The organism is Streptomonospora sediminis (genome assembly GCF_054778995.1).
Genome location: NZ_BAAGYZ010000143.1, coordinates 50,719 through 66,556 on the forward strand (window position 1 = coordinate 50,719; position 15,838 = coordinate 66,556).

General features: G+C 72.3%; 16 protein-coding genes, 1 tRNA gene and 1 pseudogene. 12 read left to right on the forward strand and 6 right to left on the reverse strand.

What is annotated here, in order from left to right; all coding sequences use genetic code 11:
- Nucleotides 1–26: 26 nt before the first annotated feature.
- The 9 genes from pcaB to ACYVD5_RS26845 all read left to right on the forward strand — a co-directional run bounded on the left by pcaB (nucleotide 27) and on the right by ACYVD5_RS26845 (nucleotide 8,999).
- Nucleotides 27–1,427 (forward strand): 3-carboxy-cis,cis-muconate cycloisomerase, encoded by a 1,401-nt coding sequence (pcaB, locus tag ACYVD5_RS26805; protein WP_461003938.1) that lies wholly within the window; start codon nucleotides 27–29, stop codon nucleotides 1,425–1,427.
- Between the two features lie 175 nt (nucleotides 1,428–1,602).
- The gene (gene pcaD, locus ACYVD5_RS26810; RefSeq protein WP_461003939.1) at nucleotides 1,603–2,424 is read left to right on the forward strand and encodes a 3-oxoadipate enol-lactonase; all 822 of its coding nucleotides are present in this window, start codon (nucleotides 1,603–1,605) and stop codon (nucleotides 2,422–2,424) included.
- A gap of 13 nt (nucleotides 2,425–2,437) precedes the next feature.
- Nucleotides 2,438–2,893, forward strand: a complete 456-nt coding sequence (pcaC, locus tag ACYVD5_RS26815) for a 4-carboxymuconolactone decarboxylase (RefSeq protein ID WP_461003940.1) — start codon at nucleotides 2,438–2,440, stop codon at nucleotides 2,891–2,893.
- 178 nt (nucleotides 2,894–3,071) lie between these two features.
- Nucleotides 3,072–4,265, forward strand: coding sequence for a 4-hydroxybenzoate 3-monooxygenase (locus ACYVD5_RS26820; RefSeq protein ID WP_461003941.1), 1,194 nt, complete (start codon nucleotides 3,072–3,074; stop codon nucleotides 4,263–4,265).
- Between the two features lie 228 nt (nucleotides 4,266–4,493).
- A complete protein-coding gene (locus ACYVD5_RS26825) occupies nucleotides 4,494–5,387 on the forward strand; it encodes a TetR family transcriptional regulator C-terminal domain-containing protein (protein WP_461003953.1) in 894 nt (297 codons plus the stop codon).
- Nucleotides 5,384–6,283, forward strand: coding sequence for a beta-keto acid cleavage family enzyme (locus ACYVD5_RS26830; RefSeq protein WP_461003942.1), 900 nt, complete (start codon nucleotides 5,384–5,386; stop codon nucleotides 6,281–6,283). Before ACYVD5_RS26825 ends, ACYVD5_RS26830 begins: the two co-directional genes overlap by 4 nt.
- 227 nt (nucleotides 6,284–6,510) lie before the next feature.
- Nucleotides 6,511–7,470, forward strand: coding sequence for a 3-hydroxyacyl-CoA dehydrogenase NAD-binding domain-containing protein (locus tag ACYVD5_RS26835; RefSeq protein ID WP_461003954.1), 960 nt, complete (start codon nucleotides 6,511–6,513; stop codon nucleotides 7,468–7,470).
- A complete protein-coding gene (locus ACYVD5_RS26840) occupies nucleotides 7,467–7,946 on the forward strand; it encodes a thioesterase family protein (protein WP_461003943.1) in 480 nt (159 codons plus the stop codon). Before ACYVD5_RS26835 ends, ACYVD5_RS26840 begins: the two co-directional genes overlap by 4 nt.
- Before the next feature lie 195 nt (nucleotides 7,947–8,141).
- A complete protein-coding gene (locus tag ACYVD5_RS26845) occupies nucleotides 8,142–8,999 on the forward strand; it encodes an SAM-dependent methyltransferase (protein ID WP_461003955.1) in 858 nt (285 codons plus the stop codon).
- Between the two features lie 93 nt (nucleotides 9,000–9,092).
- Here the strand turns inward: ACYVD5_RS26845 and ACYVD5_RS26850 are convergent, their stop codons facing one another.
- From ACYVD5_RS26850 to ACYVD5_RS26870, 5 genes and pseudogenes are all read right to left on the reverse strand, one after another.
- Complete coding sequence (locus tag ACYVD5_RS26850) at nucleotides 9,093–9,584, reverse strand: NUDIX domain-containing protein (protein ID WP_461003944.1); 492 nt, start codon at nucleotides 9,582–9,584, stop codon at nucleotides 9,093–9,095.
- Nucleotides 9,585–9,742: 158 nt separating this feature from the next.
- Nucleotides 9,743–9,889: pseudogene (locus ACYVD5_RS26855) on the reverse strand (excisionase family DNA-binding protein); the annotation flags it as partial.
- A gap of 4 nt (nucleotides 9,890–9,893) precedes the next feature.
- A complete protein-coding gene (locus ACYVD5_RS26860) occupies nucleotides 9,894–10,334 on the reverse strand; it encodes a type II toxin-antitoxin system VapC family toxin (protein WP_461003945.1) in 441 nt (146 codons plus the stop codon).
- Entirely contained in the window at nucleotides 10,331–10,570 is a 240-nt protein-coding gene (locus ACYVD5_RS26865; RefSeq protein WP_461003946.1) for a ribbon-helix-helix domain-containing protein, read from the reverse strand. The genes ACYVD5_RS26860 and ACYVD5_RS26865 overlap by 4 nt, the downstream gene beginning before the upstream one ends.
- 154 nt (nucleotides 10,571–10,724) lie before the next feature.
- Nucleotides 10,725–10,797: transfer RNA gene (locus ACYVD5_RS26870), tRNA-Asn, on the reverse strand.
- 141 nt (nucleotides 10,798–10,938) lie between these two features.
- On the opposite strand from ACYVD5_RS26870, the gene ACYVD5_RS26875 reads away from it, so the two are divergent.
- Together ACYVD5_RS26875 and ACYVD5_RS26880 are read left to right on the forward strand one after the other, a co-directional pair.
- The gene (locus tag ACYVD5_RS26875; protein WP_461003947.1) at nucleotides 10,939–11,277 is read left to right on the forward strand and encodes a hypothetical protein; all 339 of its coding nucleotides are present in this window, start codon (nucleotides 10,939–10,941) and stop codon (nucleotides 11,275–11,277) included.
- 14 nt (nucleotides 11,278–11,291) lie between these two features.
- A complete protein-coding gene (locus ACYVD5_RS26880; RefSeq protein WP_461003948.1) occupies nucleotides 11,292–11,816 on the forward strand; it encodes a hypothetical protein in 525 nt (174 codons plus the stop codon).
- A gap of 184 nt (nucleotides 11,817–12,000) precedes the next feature.
- On the opposite strand, the gene ACYVD5_RS26885 is transcribed toward ACYVD5_RS26880, so the two are convergent.
- A complete protein-coding gene (locus ACYVD5_RS26885; protein ID WP_461003949.1) occupies nucleotides 12,001–15,066 on the reverse strand; it encodes an FAD-binding and (Fe-S)-binding domain-containing protein in 3,066 nt (1,021 codons plus the stop codon).
- A 195-nt stretch (nucleotides 15,067–15,261) separates the two neighbouring features.
- Here ACYVD5_RS26885 and ACYVD5_RS26890 point away from each other — a divergent pair, with 195 nt between their 5' ends.
- Nucleotides 15,262–15,780, forward strand: coding sequence for a pyridoxamine 5'-phosphate oxidase family protein (locus tag ACYVD5_RS26890; protein WP_461003950.1), 519 nt, complete (start codon nucleotides 15,262–15,264; stop codon nucleotides 15,778–15,780).
- Nucleotides 15,781–15,838 lie beyond the last annotated feature (58 nt).

Sequence of the window (15,838 nt, forward strand, 5' to 3'; positions counted from 1 at the left end):
GACCCGACGACAACGAGCGAGGACCGGTGAGCGAGGACAGCGGTGCGGCGGACGCTGCGGGCGGCCTTTACGGCGGGATCTTCGGCCGCGGCGGAGCCGCCGCCGAGACCGGCGACCGGGCGTGGCTGCAGGCGCTGCTGGACGCCGAAGCGGCGCTGGCCCGCGCCCACGCCCGGATCGGGCTGATCGCCCCCGAGCACGCAGCGGCCATCACCGCCGCCTGCGTAGCCGAGAACTTCGACGCCGCGGCGCTGGGGGCGGCCGCCGCGGGTTCCGGCAACCCGGTGGTGCCGCTGGTGGCCGAGTTGACCCGCCGGGTCGGCGGCGACGCGGCCCGGCACATCCACCACGGCGCCACCAGCCAGGACATCATGGACACTGCCGCCATGCTGATCAGCCGCCGGGCGGGCGCGGCCATCACCGCCCGCACCGATGCGGCGGCCGAGCGCCTGGCGGCGCTGGCGGCCGAGCACCGCGGCACGGTGATGGCCGGGCGCACCCTGCTCCAGCAGGCGCTGCCGACCACGTTCGGGCTCGTGGCGGCCGGGTGGCTGGAAGGCCTCGACACGGCGGCGCGGCGGCTGGAGGACACACTGCGCTCCGGAGCCGCCGCACAGCTGGGCGGCGCCGCCGGCACACTGGCCTCACTGGGCGGCGACGGCCCCGCGGTGGTGGCGGCCTTCGCCGAGGAGACCGGGTTGGCCGAGCCGCTGCTGCCCTGGCACACCGAGCGCGGCCGCGTCGCCGAAATCGCCGCGGGCCTGAGCCGGGTGTGCGGCGCCGCGGGCAAGGCCGCCGGCGACATCGTGCTGCTGGCCCAGACCGAGGTGGGCGAGGTCGAAGAGGTCGGCGGGTCGGGCGTGGGCGGCTCCTCGACGCTGCCGCACAAGCGCAATCCGATCGCCGCGGTCTCGGCCGCCGCCTGCGCCGAACAGGCTCCCGGCCTGGTCTCGACGCTGATGGCCGCCCAAGTGCAGCAGCACCAGCGGGCGGCGGGCCCCTGGCACGCCGAATGGCCGGCGCTGACGCAGCTGCTGGGCGCGACCGGGTCGGCCGCCGCCTGGCTGCACACCTCGCTGGAACGGTTGGCCGTGCGCCCCGAAGCGATGCGCGCCAACCTGGCGGCGTCGGGCGGGTTCCCCATGGCCGAACGGGTCACCACCGACCTCGCCGCAGAGCTGGGCCGCTCCCGCGCCCACCAGGAGGTGCGCGACGCCTGCGCGCTGGCCGCCGACAGCGGCCGGGAGCTGGCCGCCGTGCTCGCCGAGCGGTTCGGCGACCGCCGCAGCAGGGCCGAGATCGACGCTCTGCTCGACCCTGCGGGCTACTTGGGCTCGGCCCCTGTACTGGTGGACCGGGCCCTGGCGGCCTACGCCCGCCGGCGGCGGCCGGGCGGCGGGCGGCACGGTTTGGGAGACCGGCGCTGATGCCCGGCGCCGCCACCGAAACCGGTACGGGTACCAGCAGTGGCCTGTGCGCCGGGGCCGGCACCGCCGCCCCGCGCCGGGGTGGCGGATGCCGCGGGCGGGCGCTGCGCCGCGCGGCCCGCAGTCCCGCGGCGGGTACGCCGCAAGCGAGTGCACCGAACGGATGGAGGACAGGTTGAGCGTCGACGTGCACCACACCGCCGAGGGGCCGCCCGATGCGCCCCTGCTGGTGCTGTCGGGGTCGCTGGGCAGCACGCTGGAGATGTGGCGGCCGCAGGTCGGGGCGCTGGCCGACCGCTTCCGCGTCGTCTGCTACGACACCCGCGGCCACGGCCGATCGCCCGTTCCGCCGGGCCCCTACAGCCTGGCCGAGCTGGGCGGCGACGTGCTGCGGCTGCTGGACCGCCTCGGTGCCGAGCGCGCCCACTTCGCCGGGCTGTCCCTCGGCGGGATGACCGGCATGTGGCTGGCCGCCCACGCCCCCGACCGCATCGGCCGGCTGGCACTGCTGTGCACCGCACCGAAGATGGCGCCGGAAGGCTGGAAACAGCGCGCGGCAACAGTGCGCGAGCAGGGTACCGGCGCAGTCGCCGCCTCCGTCGTGGAGCGCTGGTTCACCCCCGCCTACGCCGAGCGCGAGCCCGCAACCGCCGCCGACATGCGCCGGATGGTCGCCGGAACCCCTGCCGAGGGCTACGCCGGGTGCTGCACCGCCATCGAACACATGGACCTGCGGCCGGACCTCGCGCACATATCCGCTCCCACGCTGGTGGCCGCCGGTTCGCAGGACCCGGCCACCCCTCCCGCGGAGGCCGAGCGGATCGCGGCGGCCGTGCCGGGGGCGCGGCTGCACGTGCTGGACGGCGGCGCCCACCTCGCCAGCTGGGAATGCGCCGCGCAGACCAACGAACTGCTGCGCGCGCACTTCTGCGCCGACTCCCCGCCCGGCGGCGCCGGCAGCGGGGCCACCCCGCCCGCAGGCAACGGACCGCACTAAGGATGGCCGACCGATGAGCACCGGACAGACACCCGCAACCGGCGGCACCGGCGGCGATGCCGTCCGCAGCGCAGCCGGCATGCGCGTGCGCCGCGAGGTACTGGGCCAAGCCCATGTCGACCGCGCCGAAGCCGCCAAGACCGGTTTCACCGAACCGTTCCAGGACCTGATCACCCGCTATGCCTGGGGGGAGATCTGGACGCGCGAGGGCCTGGACCGGCGCACGCGCAGCTGCATGGTGCTGACAGCGCTGACCGCCAACGGGCACTGGGACGAACTGGGTATGCACGTGCGCGCCGCCGTGCGCAACGGACTCTCCCGCGACGAGATCGCCGAGGTGTTCCTGCAGGCGGCGGTCTACTGCGGCGTGCCCGCCGCCAACAAGGCCTTCGGCATCGCCCAGCGGGTGCTGGACGACATCGCAGAGACCGAGCGGAGCGAGGCGGCCGGAGAACCGGACGGGCACTAGCCGCCTGCTCCCGGTCCCCGGAGCCCTGACCGCACCCGCCCCAACAGCACTCCCCTGTACCCAACCGCTGCACCCTGCCCCACCCCGTCCCCGAATTAGAGCTTTCTGCCGAAGGGAGGCACGCGGCGCGGCGGTACCGGCCCGGCGGGCCGTTGCCACCGCGCCGCGGGAGAAGACCATGCGCACCACAGTCGGAATCATCGGAGCCGGTCCCGCCGGGCTGTTCCTGTCGCACCTGCTGCATCTGCACGGCATCGAGTCGGTGGTGCTGGAGCGGCGCGACCGCGCCTACTGCGAACGCCGCCAGCGCGCCGGCGTCGTCGAGCACGGGGTCGCCGAGGCGCTGCGCGCCACGGGACTGGGCGAGCGCATGGACCGCGAAGGCTTTGTGCACGACGGCATCGAACTGCGCTTCGACGGGCGCGGGCACCGCATCGACTTCCCGGACCTGACCGGACGCAACGTGCTGATCTGGGCGCAGACCGAGATCGTCAAGGACCTGATCGCCCGGCGCCTGGCCGACGGCGGCCGGCTGCTGTTCGAAGCCGAGGCGAACGCGGTCGAGGGGACCGGCACCGACCGCCCGCGCATCCGCTTCACACCCGCCGGGGCGACCGGGTCGGCGGGCGGCGAAGAGGTGCTGGAGTGCGACTACGTGGTGGCCTGCGACGGTTTCCACGGCATCGGCCGCACCAGCCTGCCCGCCGACGTGGTGCGAACCTACGACAAGAACTACCCCTTCGCCTGGCTGGGGATCCTGGCCGATGTGCCGCCCTCCTGCGACGAGCTGATCTACGCCCGCCACGAGCGCGGGTTCGCGCTGCACAGCATGCGCTCGGAGACGGTGAGCCGGCTGTACCTGCAGGTGCCCGCCGACACCGACCCCGCCTCCTGGTCCGACGACCGCATCTGGTCGGAGCTGGCCACCCGCTTCGAGCTGAGCGAAGGCGGTTGGAAACTGGAGACCGGGCCCATCACCGACAAGAGCCTGACCCCGATGCGCAGCTTCGTCACCGAGCCCATGCGCCACGGGCGCCTCTTCCTGGCCGGCGACGCCGCCCACATCGTGCCGCCGACCGGCGCCAAGGGGCTGAACCTGGCCATGCGCGACGTCATGCTGCTGGCCGAGGGCCTGCGCTCGCGGTATGGGACCGGTGACGAGGCCGGGCTGGCGGCCTACTCCGATACGGCGCTGCGCCGGGTCTGGCGTGCCGAGCACTTCTCCTACTGGATGACCTCGCTGCTGCACCTGGATCCCGAGTCGACGCCGTTCGACCGCCGCCTCCAGCTCTCCTACCTGGAGCACATCGCGGCCTGCCGGCCGGCCGCCGCGCAACTGGCCGAGAACTACACCGGGCTGCCGGAGGTCTGACCGGCCGGCGCCGCCCGGCCCGGTGGCGGGCCGCGGGGGCACCGCAACGCGGCACCGCCGCAGCGCCCCGACGTCGCAAGCCGACCCGCTCCAATTGAACAACGAGTCAGGACGGACCGCGCTATCGCACGTCCAGAGGGGGTTGGCGTTGCGATTATCGCTAGAGCCCTGATACCGTCGCCAACCGTGAGCGGCACAATCGACCTGGGCGACGGGCCGGACAACCCGATGGCGGGCCTGCGGCAGCGGGTCCGCGAACTCATCCTGCGCTCGGGGTGGTCCCAGCGCGAGTTCGCCGACACGATGAAACTGGAACCGTCCAAGCTCTCCAAGTCACTGAAGGGAACCCGGCGCTTCTCCGCAGCAGAGCTGATCAGGATCGCCGACGCCGCCGACGTGACGGTGAACTGGCTGCTCAACGGGCGCGACGACGCGGCCACCGTGGTCGCCATCCCTCCGGCGCAGCGGACACCGGCCGAGGCCGAGGGGCGGCGCACCGAACCCGGCAACGGCGCCGCAGGCGGACGTTCCGGATCGAGCGAGCGCAGGCGCCAGATCGTCGAGGCCGCCTGGCAGCTCATCGCCGAGAACGGCTACCACTCGGTGCGCACCGCCGACATCGCACGGGCGTGCGGCACCTCCGGCGCCACCATCCACTACCACTTCCCCACGCTGCGCGACCTGCTCGACGAGGCGCTGCGCAGCTCGGCCAAGCAGGCGTTCGACCGGCAGGTGGCGGTGCTGCACTCCATCCCCCATGCGCGGGAGCGGCTGGACCGCCTGATCGAACTGCAGCTCCCCCACTCCGGGCACCTCACCCGCGAATGGTCGATCTGGATGCAGGTGTGGACCGAGTCCACCCTCCACCCCCACCTGCGCGAACTGCACGCCGCCTACTACCAGCGCTGGCACGACACCGTCGCCCAGACCGTGCGCGAAGGCATCGCCGAGGGCGTGTTCTGCGAGTGCGACCCCGAGGCGGTCGCCATGCACCTCACCGCACTCATCGACGGCCTGGCCATCCAGGTGCTGACCCAACGCCCGGGGCGCACCGTGCAGCGGATGCGCGAAACCTTGCGCGACTTCGTCGCCACCCGCATCGAAGGAGTCACACAGCAGTGAACGAAACCATGAACACCGACGTCATCCTCACCGCGGCGCTCACCGGCGCAGGCGACACCGTCGGCAGGAGCGAGCACGTACCGGTCAGCCCCAAGGAGATCGCGGCCTCGGCGGTCGCGGCAGCGGAGGCCGGCGCCAGCGCCGTGCACATCCACGTCCGCGACCCCAAGACCGGTGCGCCCTCGCGCGACAACGCCCTCTACCGCGAGGTCGTCGAGCGCATCAAGGAGACCGGCACCGACATCGTCATCAACCTGACCGCGGGCATGGGCGGCGACCTGGTCATCGGCCAGGACGACCCGCTGGTCCCCGACGAGGGCACCGACCTGGTCAACGGCCTGGAGCGGCTGCCCCACGTCGAGGAGCTGCTGCCCGACATCTGCACGCTCGACTGCGGAAGCGTCAACTTCGGCGACGGCAGCCTGGTCTACATCTCCACCCCCGACATGCTGCGGGCCGGCGCCAAGCGCATCCAGGAGCTGGGGGTGCGCCCCGAGCTGGAGATCTTCGACACCGGGCAGCTGTGGTTCGCCAAGCGGATGCACGCCGAAGGGCTGATCGACGACCCCTCGATGTTCCAGCTCTGCACCGGTATCCCCTACGGCGCGCCCGCCGACCCGGGTGTGCTGCAGTCGATGGTCCACCTGCTGCCCTCGGGCGCGGAGTGGGCGAGCTTCGCCATCGGGCGGATGCAGATGCCCTGGGTCGCGCAGTCGATCCTGCTGGGCGGCCACGCGCGCGTGGGCCTGGAGGACAATCTGTACCTCAGCCGCGGGGTAAAGGCCACCAACGCCCAGCTCGTCGAGAAGGGCGTCGGGATCATCGAGTCCCTGGGCGCCCGCGTGTGCACCCCCGACGAGGCCCGCGCCAAGCTCAAGCTGCGCAGCGCCCAGTAGCAGTATCCGCAGCCGGCCGCAGTCGGCCGGCCCGTCACCCCGTTGCGGACACGACCCGGCCCGCCCGGCCCGCCCGGCCCCGCGGCTCCGCGGCTCCGCCGAACCCACTCCAAAGGACTCCTGTGCCCGAGAACACTCAGAACACCGAGCACACCCCCGCCGCCTCAGCTGCCTCCAACCCCCGGAACGCGGCGCCGCGCCCCGAGGCAGCCGCTGACCCGCACGGCGTGCGCACGGTGGCGTGCGTGGGCGCGGGCGTCATCGGCGGCGGCTGGGTCGCGCACTTCCTGGCGCGCGGCTACCGGGTCGTCGCCTGGGACCCGGCCGACGACGCCGAGGCCAAGCTGCGCGACCTAATCGATGCGGCCTGGCCCGCGCTGAGCCGCCTGGGCTTGGCGGCGGGCGCCTCCACCGCCAACCTGAGCGTGGCCGCCACGCTGGCCGAGGCGGTCGCCGGCGCGGACTTCGTGCAGGAGAGCGCGCCGGAGCGCCTGGAAGTCAAGATCGGCCTGCTCGCCGAGATCGACGCGGCGGCGCCGGAGCACGTCGTCATCGGGTCCTCCACCTCCGGCTACTCCATGAGCGAGATGCAGGTCAAGGCGGCCGCCCCCGAGCGGCTGGTGGTCGGCCACCCGTTCAACCCGCCCTACCTCGTGCCACTGGTGGAGGTCGTGGGCGGAAGTGCCACGGCCGACTGGGCGGTGGAGTGGGCCGCCGAGTTCTACCGGGCGGCGGGCAAGTCGGTGATCGCCATGGACACCGAGCTCCCTGGTTTCATCGGCAACCGCATCCAGGAGGCCGCTTGGCGCGAGGCGCTGCACATGGTCGGCAGCGGCGAGGCCACGGTCGAGCAGATCGACCTTGCGATGACCGCTGGGCCGGGGCTGCGGTGGGCGTTCTTCGGCCCGTGCCTGACGTTCCACATGGCCGGCGGCGAAGGCGGGATGGCGCACATGCTCGACCACTTCGGTCCGTCGCTCAAGGCGCCCTGGACACGGCTGGAATCTCCGGAGCTGACTGCGGAGCTGCGCGATGCGATGGTCGCGCAGACCGACGAGGTCGCGGCCGGGCGCTCCACCGGCGAACTCATCGCCCAGCGGGACCGGCGGCTGATCGCCGTCATGCGCGCGCTCGCCGAGGTCGACGCCGAGGAGGCGCGCGAGGCCGCGGCCGAGGGCGGCTCGTGACCGCGGGGGCACAGGAACCGGAGGCGGCGGGGGCCAAAGAGCCCGTGTCGGTACTGCGCCGGCGGGTGCAGGCGGAGTGGATCGACTACAACGGCCACCTCAGCGAGGCGTACTACGTGCTCATCTTCGGTTTCGCCACCGACGAGCTGATGGAGGAGGTCGGCCTGGGCGCCGACTACCGCAGCGCCCGCGGCTGCTCGCTGTACACCGTCGAGGCCCATGTGCGCTATCTGCGCGAGGTCGCCGAAGGCAGCGAGGTCGAGATCCGCACGTACGTGGCCGGAACGAGCGCGAAAAAGGTCCGCCTGTGCCACGAGATGTGGCTCGCGGGCGAACTTCGCGCCACCGAGGAGATCATGGCCCTGCACGTCGACCAGCAGACGCAGAAGACGGCGCCGTTCCCCGAGGCCGTAGCGCAGCGGCTGCGCTCGGCCGTGCAGGATCCCCCCGACTACGCGGGCCGCGCCATCGGCTGAAACGCGAATCGGGCGAGCGGCGGGGGGACGTGCGCAGGTCCGATCCGCATCGCAGATCGCGCGCCGGTCACCGGCGGGTCACGCATGGCGTGAAGTGGTGACCGGCGCCACCTCAGGGGAATAGACTCCGAAGCCCATCGGCCCGCTTCCCCCCGAATGAGGATGGCGATGTCCCGTTTCCAATCCTGGACATTCATGAAGCGCGCCGGCACCGCAAACCGTGCCGGCCCGCCGGAGATCAACACGGAAAAGGCGAGCATTGCCCGAGTTTATTCATACTATTTGGGCGGAAAAGATCATTTCGCGGTCGACCGGGACATGGCCAACTACGCCGAATCGGTGGTGCCCGGCGTAACCGACCTCGCGCTGGGCAACCGGGCCTTCGTGCAGCGCGCCACCCGCTACCTCGCCGCCGAGCGGGGCCTCGACCAGTTCATCGACATCGGATCCGGGCTGCCCACCGACGGCAACGTGCACGAGATCGCCCACGAGTCGGTCCCCGGCGCCCGCGTGGTCTACGTCGACAACGACCCCATCGTGCTGGCCCACGGGCGGGCGCTGCTGGCCGACTACCGCACCACCCTGGTGATCTCGGAAGACCTGACCACCCCGCAGCAGGTGCTGGCCGCGGCCCAGCGCACCGAACTGATCGACCTCAACCGCCCGGTGGCCCTGATGCTCGGCGGCATCCTGCACCACCTCAGCGACGAAGAGGACCCCGGCGGAATCACCCGGCTGCTCCGCGGCTCCTTGGCGCCCGGCAGTTGCCTGGCGATCAGCCACTTCTGCGAACCCGGCTCCGCGGAATTCCCCAAGGACGCCGAACGCGCCCGCCGCCTGCAGTCGGCGTTCCTGGAACGCCTGAAGACCGGCATGTGGCGCACGACCGAGGCGATCGGCGGGTACTTCGGCGACTGGGAACTCGTTGAGCCCGGCCTGGTCCCGCTGAACAAGTGGCGCCCCCTGCCCCCCGACGCCAAATCAGCGGGCACCTACGCAATGCCGCCGCGCAACGAGAACCTCATCATCGGCGGCGTCGCCGTCAAGCCGTAACACCTGCGCCTGCGCGGCACCTGCGCTGCATCCGCGCCTGCGCCCCCACCTGCCACCTGCCACCTGCACGTCCGAACCGCGCGCCGCCCGGTCTCACCGCTGCGTGCCGGAATCCCCACCGGCACCCACCGCGCCCGCCAACAGGTCCAGAAACCGCACCTGGCCTTTGACGAGTTTCTCCCGCGCCGCCGCAATGCCGAACCACGCCGCACGGTCGATCTCGGGAAACTCCTGCACTCTGCCCGACCGCGGCGGCCACTCCAGTTCGAAGGTATTCCCGGCGATCACCGAGGCATCGAAATCGCCCTCCAACGCAAAACACGTAATGGTCTTGCCGCCCGACTGCCGCACCGCACCGAGCCCCACCGGCTCGCCCTCAGGGGCCGGCCGCCCCATCTCCTCCCCGAACTCCCGCCGAGCAGCCTCCAGCGGATCCTCATCAGCGGTGTACTCCCCCTTGGGCACCGACCACGCGTGCTCTTCCTTCTTGGCCCAGAACGGACCCCCCATGTGCCCGAGGAGCACCTCGACACCCCCGGCACCCCCGCGCCGGTAAAGCAACAGCCCCGCACTCGTCTTAGCCATACCGCCCTCTCAATAGCCCTGCCGAACCCACCCATCCGCTCCGCCGCCGCAAGTTGCACCTGAGCCCTTTGAGAGCATCGGCGGACCACAGCGGACGGTAGGTTTCGGTCCCAGCCAGTCTCAGAAACGTGTCCGACAGGGTCGAGGACGTCCCGAAGCATGAGTCTGCGGTGGCGCCCACGCATCGTGAAGGGGATTTCGCCGTCGGACAACAGCCGCACCAGAGTGGGCCGGGAGATGTTGAGCAGGTCGGCGGCTTCCTGCATGGTGAGCATCGTGTTATGCGGAGCGATCGACGCCGCCATGGGTTCACACAATGCCGTCGTCCGGAAGCAGGCGGAACGCCTGATGCGGGGTAAGCGGACGCACGCTTCGAAAATCGCGCCGGTCGAGGCTCAACAGCGCATCGGTCCGGTACTCGGCGGCCAAGGCGACGTTGACGCCGTCGGCGAGGTCCAGATCCAGGGCCGCGTAGCGCCGCTGCACCGCTCGCGCGGTATCGAGGACATCAATACTCGTCTCCGCGATCTGGAAGCGCATGCGATGCACTTGAGCGAGAAGGTGTTCCAGCAGCCGACTCCGCGCTTCGGAGCCGAACCGTGCCTTGGCCATGTGGTCCACTTCGGCCAGAACCAACCCGGAAATGATCACCGTACCGGCTTTTTCCAGCACGGACCGGCAGGCCGCCGCCTCAGGCGCGTTGCGGTCGGAGGCGGCAATGATCCCTGAGGTATCGGCGATGACGATCATGCGCCACGGCGCCCCTTGTCGATGGTGCCGGTGATCTCGTCGCGGGTGACAGGCTCACCACTGCCTTCGAAGGTCGGCCAGTCGAGAGGGGCTTCCCAGACGCGATTCGACATGGCGGCGAGATGCAGGCCTTCGCGAATAATCTCCGCCTCTGCGACACCGCGAAGCCGGGCAGCCTCCTTGATTATGGCCAGATCCTCGGGGTCGGCATAGACATTGGTCCGCTGCATCGACATGTACCAATACTAACACATACACACACCGAGCCTCAGTGAGCGGCGCCCAAGCGGCCCTGGCGGCTTGAGGGATCGCCCGGGCATGGGGCAAGGAAACCGAGTGGGTACACGGCGCATGAAAAAAGCCAGGCCCGGGTGGACCTGGCTTAGGGAGCTCCCGCGACTGGACTCGAACCAGTAACCTGCCGGTTAACAGCCGGCTGCTCTGCCGATTGAGCTACGCGGGATCGGACCCTGCCGCCCGGGGGCGCTGCTCCCTGCGGCGACACGAAATAGACTAGCGCATATCCGACCGTGCTCGTGACAAGTTTCCGGGCGGCGGGGGGTAACGTCATTGGGGGCAGCACCGTCGACGGGGAGAGGGACCTATGCGCTACCGGATCACGTTCGTCGCCGGCCTCGCTGTGGGGTACGTACTGGGGGCCAAGGCCGGCAAGGCCCGCTACGAGCAGATCGTCCGCACCGCCCGGCGCATTGCGGAGAGCCCTGCGGTGCAGGAGACCGCCGGGGTGCTGGGGGCACAGGTGAGCGGCGCGTCCAAGACCGTCTACGGCAAGGTGACCGAGCGCATGCCCGTCACCTCGCTCAAGGACTTCCTGGCCCGGCCCTCTGCCGAGGAGGCCGCCGAGCTCGGCGGGACCGGTTCCGATGGCCACTCCGGCAGCGGCGGGGTCAACGGGGCCGGACCCGACTCCCGATCGCGCTAAGGGCCGTGCCGACCATGCGCTTTCCGCGCCGCAACGCGCTACCCGAGGAGTTGCGGTCCCGGTTGGCGCTGCAACGGGGCGAACGCGTCCTCGCCCGCACCGGCGGGGGCGCCGACGCCTTGGTGGCCACCGACCGGGCGCTGCACCTTCCCGACGGCCGCGCCGTGCCCTGGGAGCACATCGACCGCGCCCGGTGGAGCGACGAGGGTTTCACCTTCACCGAGGAGGGCTACGGCCGCCGTGTCTTCCCGGTCTCGGATCCCGGCCGGCTGGCCGAGGTCGTCTACGAGCGGGTGACCGCCACCATCGTGGTCACCCGGCACGTGCCGCTGCAGGACACCGCGGCCACCGAAGCCGCCGCGGACGGCGGCGGCAACGGCGGTGTCCGCGGATTCCGGTTGGTGGCGCGGCGGCCGCCCGGCGGCGCCGACATTTCCTGGCAGGTGCACGTCGACGACGGGGTGGATCCGCAGGATCCCCGGGTCGCCGCCCGCGCCGGCCCCGCACTGGCCGCCCTGCGCGAGCAGATGGGCATCTGAGGCCCTGGGCAGTGTCCGGTGCGCCCCGCGCACCAACGGCGCTTCGCGCGTCCGGCGCGGGGCACCCACGGGCGCGCCGCTCGCTCCACACGGACCCGGCCGAACACGAGCCAGCGGGTGCCCGGCCGCCCGGGCACCCGCTGCCGGCTTTCCGCCGGCGCCGGCCGCCCTGCCGGCCGCGGTCTTACCCGCTCTCCGCCGCCGACTCGCGCTGCCCTGCCTGTCCGCCCGGCTCGCCCTCTCCGTGCGCTGCGTCGCGGCGGTCGAGGCCCTGGGCGAGCGCTTGGGCCAGGTGCAGGGCCGGGCGGCCGGCTTCCTGGTCGATCTGGGTGCGGCAGCTGAACCCGTCGGCGAGCACCAGGGTGCCGGGATCGGCCTCGCGTACCGCCGGAAGCAGCACCCGCTCGCCCACCGCCTTTGACACGTCGTAGTGCTCGGCCTCGAAACCGAAGTTGCCCGCCAGGCCGCAGCAGCCCGACTCCAGCACGGAGCCGTCGATTCCGGCGCGCTCCATCAGCCGGCGGTCGGCGTCGAATCCGACGACCGCGTGCTGGTGGCAATGAACCTGGCTGATCGCGCGGACGTCCACGCGCGGCGGCTGCCAGTCGGGGGCGTACTCGCCGAGGAATTCCGCCAGCGTGTACACCGACGAGGCCACCCGCTCGCTGGCGCGGCCCGGCAGTACCTCCAGCAGGTCCGAGCGCAGCGCCGCGGTGCAGCTGGGCTCCAGGCCGACCACTGGCAGGCCCGCTTCGACGTGCGGGGCGAGTGCGCGCAGCGCGCGGCGCATCACCTGCCGCGCGACATCCAACTGGCCGGTGGAGACCCAGGTCAGGCCGCAGCACACCTGCCCCTCGGGCAGCACCACCCGGAAACCGGCGTCCTCCAGCACCCGCACCGCTGCCACCGGAACCTCCGGCGTGAGGTAGTTGCCGAACGTGTCGGGCCACAGCACCACGGTGCCCCGCTCCTGCGGTGCCGCCGCGGTGCCGCGGGCCGCGGCACCGGCGCGGCCGGGCCGGCGCGCGCCGCCGAGCAGCGCCCGCAGTCCCCGCAGCCCTCCTGCGGGACGCTCAGGGGCCTGTGCTCGCGCCGCGCGGCGGCGGAACCACCGGGTGAACGTGGTCCGCGCGAACTCGGGTATCGCGCGCTGGGGCGCGATGCCCCCGGCCCGTTTGATCGCCGCGCTCAGCATGCGCGCGCCGCCCGCCCGGTTGACCTCGGCGGGCGCCAGCGCGGCCAGGCGTGCCCACACCGGCAGCCACCCCATCGAGTAGTGCGACGCCGGACGCACGCGCCCCCGGTAGTGGTGGTGCAGGAACTCGGCCTTGTAGGCGGCCATGTCGACGTTGACCGGGCAGTCGCTGCGGCAGCCCTTGCAGGACAGGCACAGGTCCAGGCTGTCGCGCACCTCCTCGGAGGCCCAGCCGTCGGTGATCACCTCGCCGTTGACCATCTCGAACAGCATGCGGGCGCGCCCGCGCGTGGAGTCCTTCTCGTTGCGGGTCACCATGTAGCTGGGGCACATCACCCCCGGCCCCTCGTGGCGCCGGCACTTGCCCACGCCCACGCAGCGGCGCATGGCGCGGGCGAAGTCGCCCTGGTCCTCGGGGTAGTCCAGCACGGTCAGCGGTGCGCTGGGCACGGCGGCCTGGCGCAGGTCGGCGTCCAGCGGCAGCGGGTCGACGATGATTCCCGGGTTCATCCGGTTGCGCGGGTCCCAGATCGACTTGAACTCGCTGAACGCGCGGATGACGCCTTCGCCGTACATCCGCGGCAGCAGCTCGGAGCGGGCCTGCCCGTCGCCGTGCTCGCCCGATACCGAGCCGCCGTGCTCGGCGACGAGGTCGGCGGCCTGCTCCATGAACTTGCGGAACCCCCGGCGGCCCTGGGCCTCGGCGAGGCCGAAGTCGACGCGCACGTGCAGGCAGCCCTCGCCGAAGTGCCCGTAGACGGTACCGCGGTAGCCGTGGTCGGCCATCAGCCGGTCATAGGCCCGCAGGTAGGAGCCCAGCCGCTCGGGCGGGACCGCGGCGTCCTCCCAGCCGGGCCAGGCCTCGGTACCGTCGGGCGCGCGGGTGGCCAGGCCCGAGCCCTCTTCGCGGATGCGCCACAGCGCCCGTGCGTGGGCGGGGTCGGTGACCACCGCCGAGTCCAGCGGCCGGGCCGCGCCCTGCAGCCCGCGCAGCATCTCCTTGCCGCGTTCGGCGGCCTCGGCGGTGTCGGCGCCGCCGACCTCCACCATCAGCCAGGCGCCTCCGGACGGGAGTTCGGTGCGGCCGCCGCCCGGCCGCCGCACCCGCGCGACCAGGTCGTCGTTGAGGCCTTCGACGGTGAGCGGGCCGTGGCCCAGCAGCTCGGGCACGGCATCGGCGGCGGCGGGCGCGTCGGGGTAGCCCAGCACCACCAGGATGCGGGCGGGCGGGGACTCCACCAGCCGCACGGTCGCCCCGAGCACGGTCACGCAGGTGCCCTCGGTACCGGTGAGCGCGCGGGCGAGGTGGCCGCCCTTCTCCGGCAGCAGCCGGTCCAGGGAGTAGCCGGAGACCCGGCGCGAGAGCTGGGGCATGCCGGTGCGCAAATCGCCCATGTGCGTGTTCACCAGCTCGCGCAGCGCCGCATAGACCTGGCCTTCGCGGGTGGGCAGCGCCGCCAGCCGGTTGAGTTCGTCGCGGCCGGTGGCGCCGACGGTCATGCGGGTGCCGTCGTGCAGCAGCACGTCCAGCGCTTCGACGTTGTCGGCGGTGGTTCCCCAGGCGACCGAGTGCGACCCGCAGGAGTTGTTGCCGATCATCCCGCCGATCGTGCACCTGCTGTGCGTGGAGGGGTCGGGGCCGAAGGTGAGCCCGTGCGGCGCCGCGGCTGCGCGCAGGTCGTCGAGGATGACGCCGGGCTGCACGCGCGCGGTGCGCCGCTGCGGGTCGATCTCCTCGATCGCGGTGAGATGGCGGGAGGTGTCGATGACCAGCCCCTGGCCGATGGAGTTGCCCGCGATACTGGTGCCGCCGCCGCGGGGGGTGAGCGGCACCCCGTAGGCGTTGCACGCGGCCACGGCTGCGACGACGTCGTCGGTGGTGCGCGGCAGCACCACGCCCAGCGGGACGTGCCGGTAGTTGGAGGCGTCGGCGGTGTAGAGGGCACGCGCGCCGGAGTCGAAGGCCACGGTCCCGCCGACGTCGCGGCGCAGGGTGCGCCGGAACCCGTCGAGATCGATGTCGTCCGGAGCCGTTGGGGAGGTCGTTTCGGGCATGATCCCAGCGTGGCGTGCGGTCGCTGGAGTGACAACCGGAACGCGGCGGTGATTCCCGCAGGCGATTCCTGCCGGTAGGTGTCAGTTCAGCGCGGCACACTGCCAGGACGGCGCCAACCGGCGGCCACCGCACTCGGTGCGGCCGCTGCACGCGCCGACCTCACCCGCACAGCCGCAAGGAGACGTACGAACACCATGGGATCTTCCGCCTCGGACGGTACAGCAGCGCAGCAGGCTCCCGCCGCCGCGAACGCCGCGCCCTGGCACGCTTTCGCCGCGGCCGAACCCGGGTTCGCGGAGCGGGTACGGGCCGGGTTCGGCGCGGCCAAGCACCATGTGCTGGCGACTCTGCGCCGCGACGGCTCGCCGCGGGTCAGCGGCACCGAGACCGACTTCCACCGCGACCAACTGCTCCTGGGGTCGATGCCGGGCGCGCACAAGGCGCTGGATCTGCGGCGCGATCCGCGGATGGCGCTGCACGCCAACCCGGGCGACGGTTCGATGCAACCGGGTGACGTGAAGGTGTCCGGTTTCGCGGTTGAGGTGACCGACCGCGAAGAGGCGCTCGCGATGGTCCGCGAGGGCACGGATCCGGCCGGCTTCCACCTGTTCCGGGTACTGGTCACCGACGCCGTCATCACTTCCGTGGAGAACGACCGGCTGGTGATCCGCCACTGGCGTCCGGGACGCGGTGTCGCCGAGGTCAGCCGCTAGATCGTTGATGGGAGTTGTTGTGTGTACCGGTCAGTGGTCGTAGGCGATCAGTGACCGC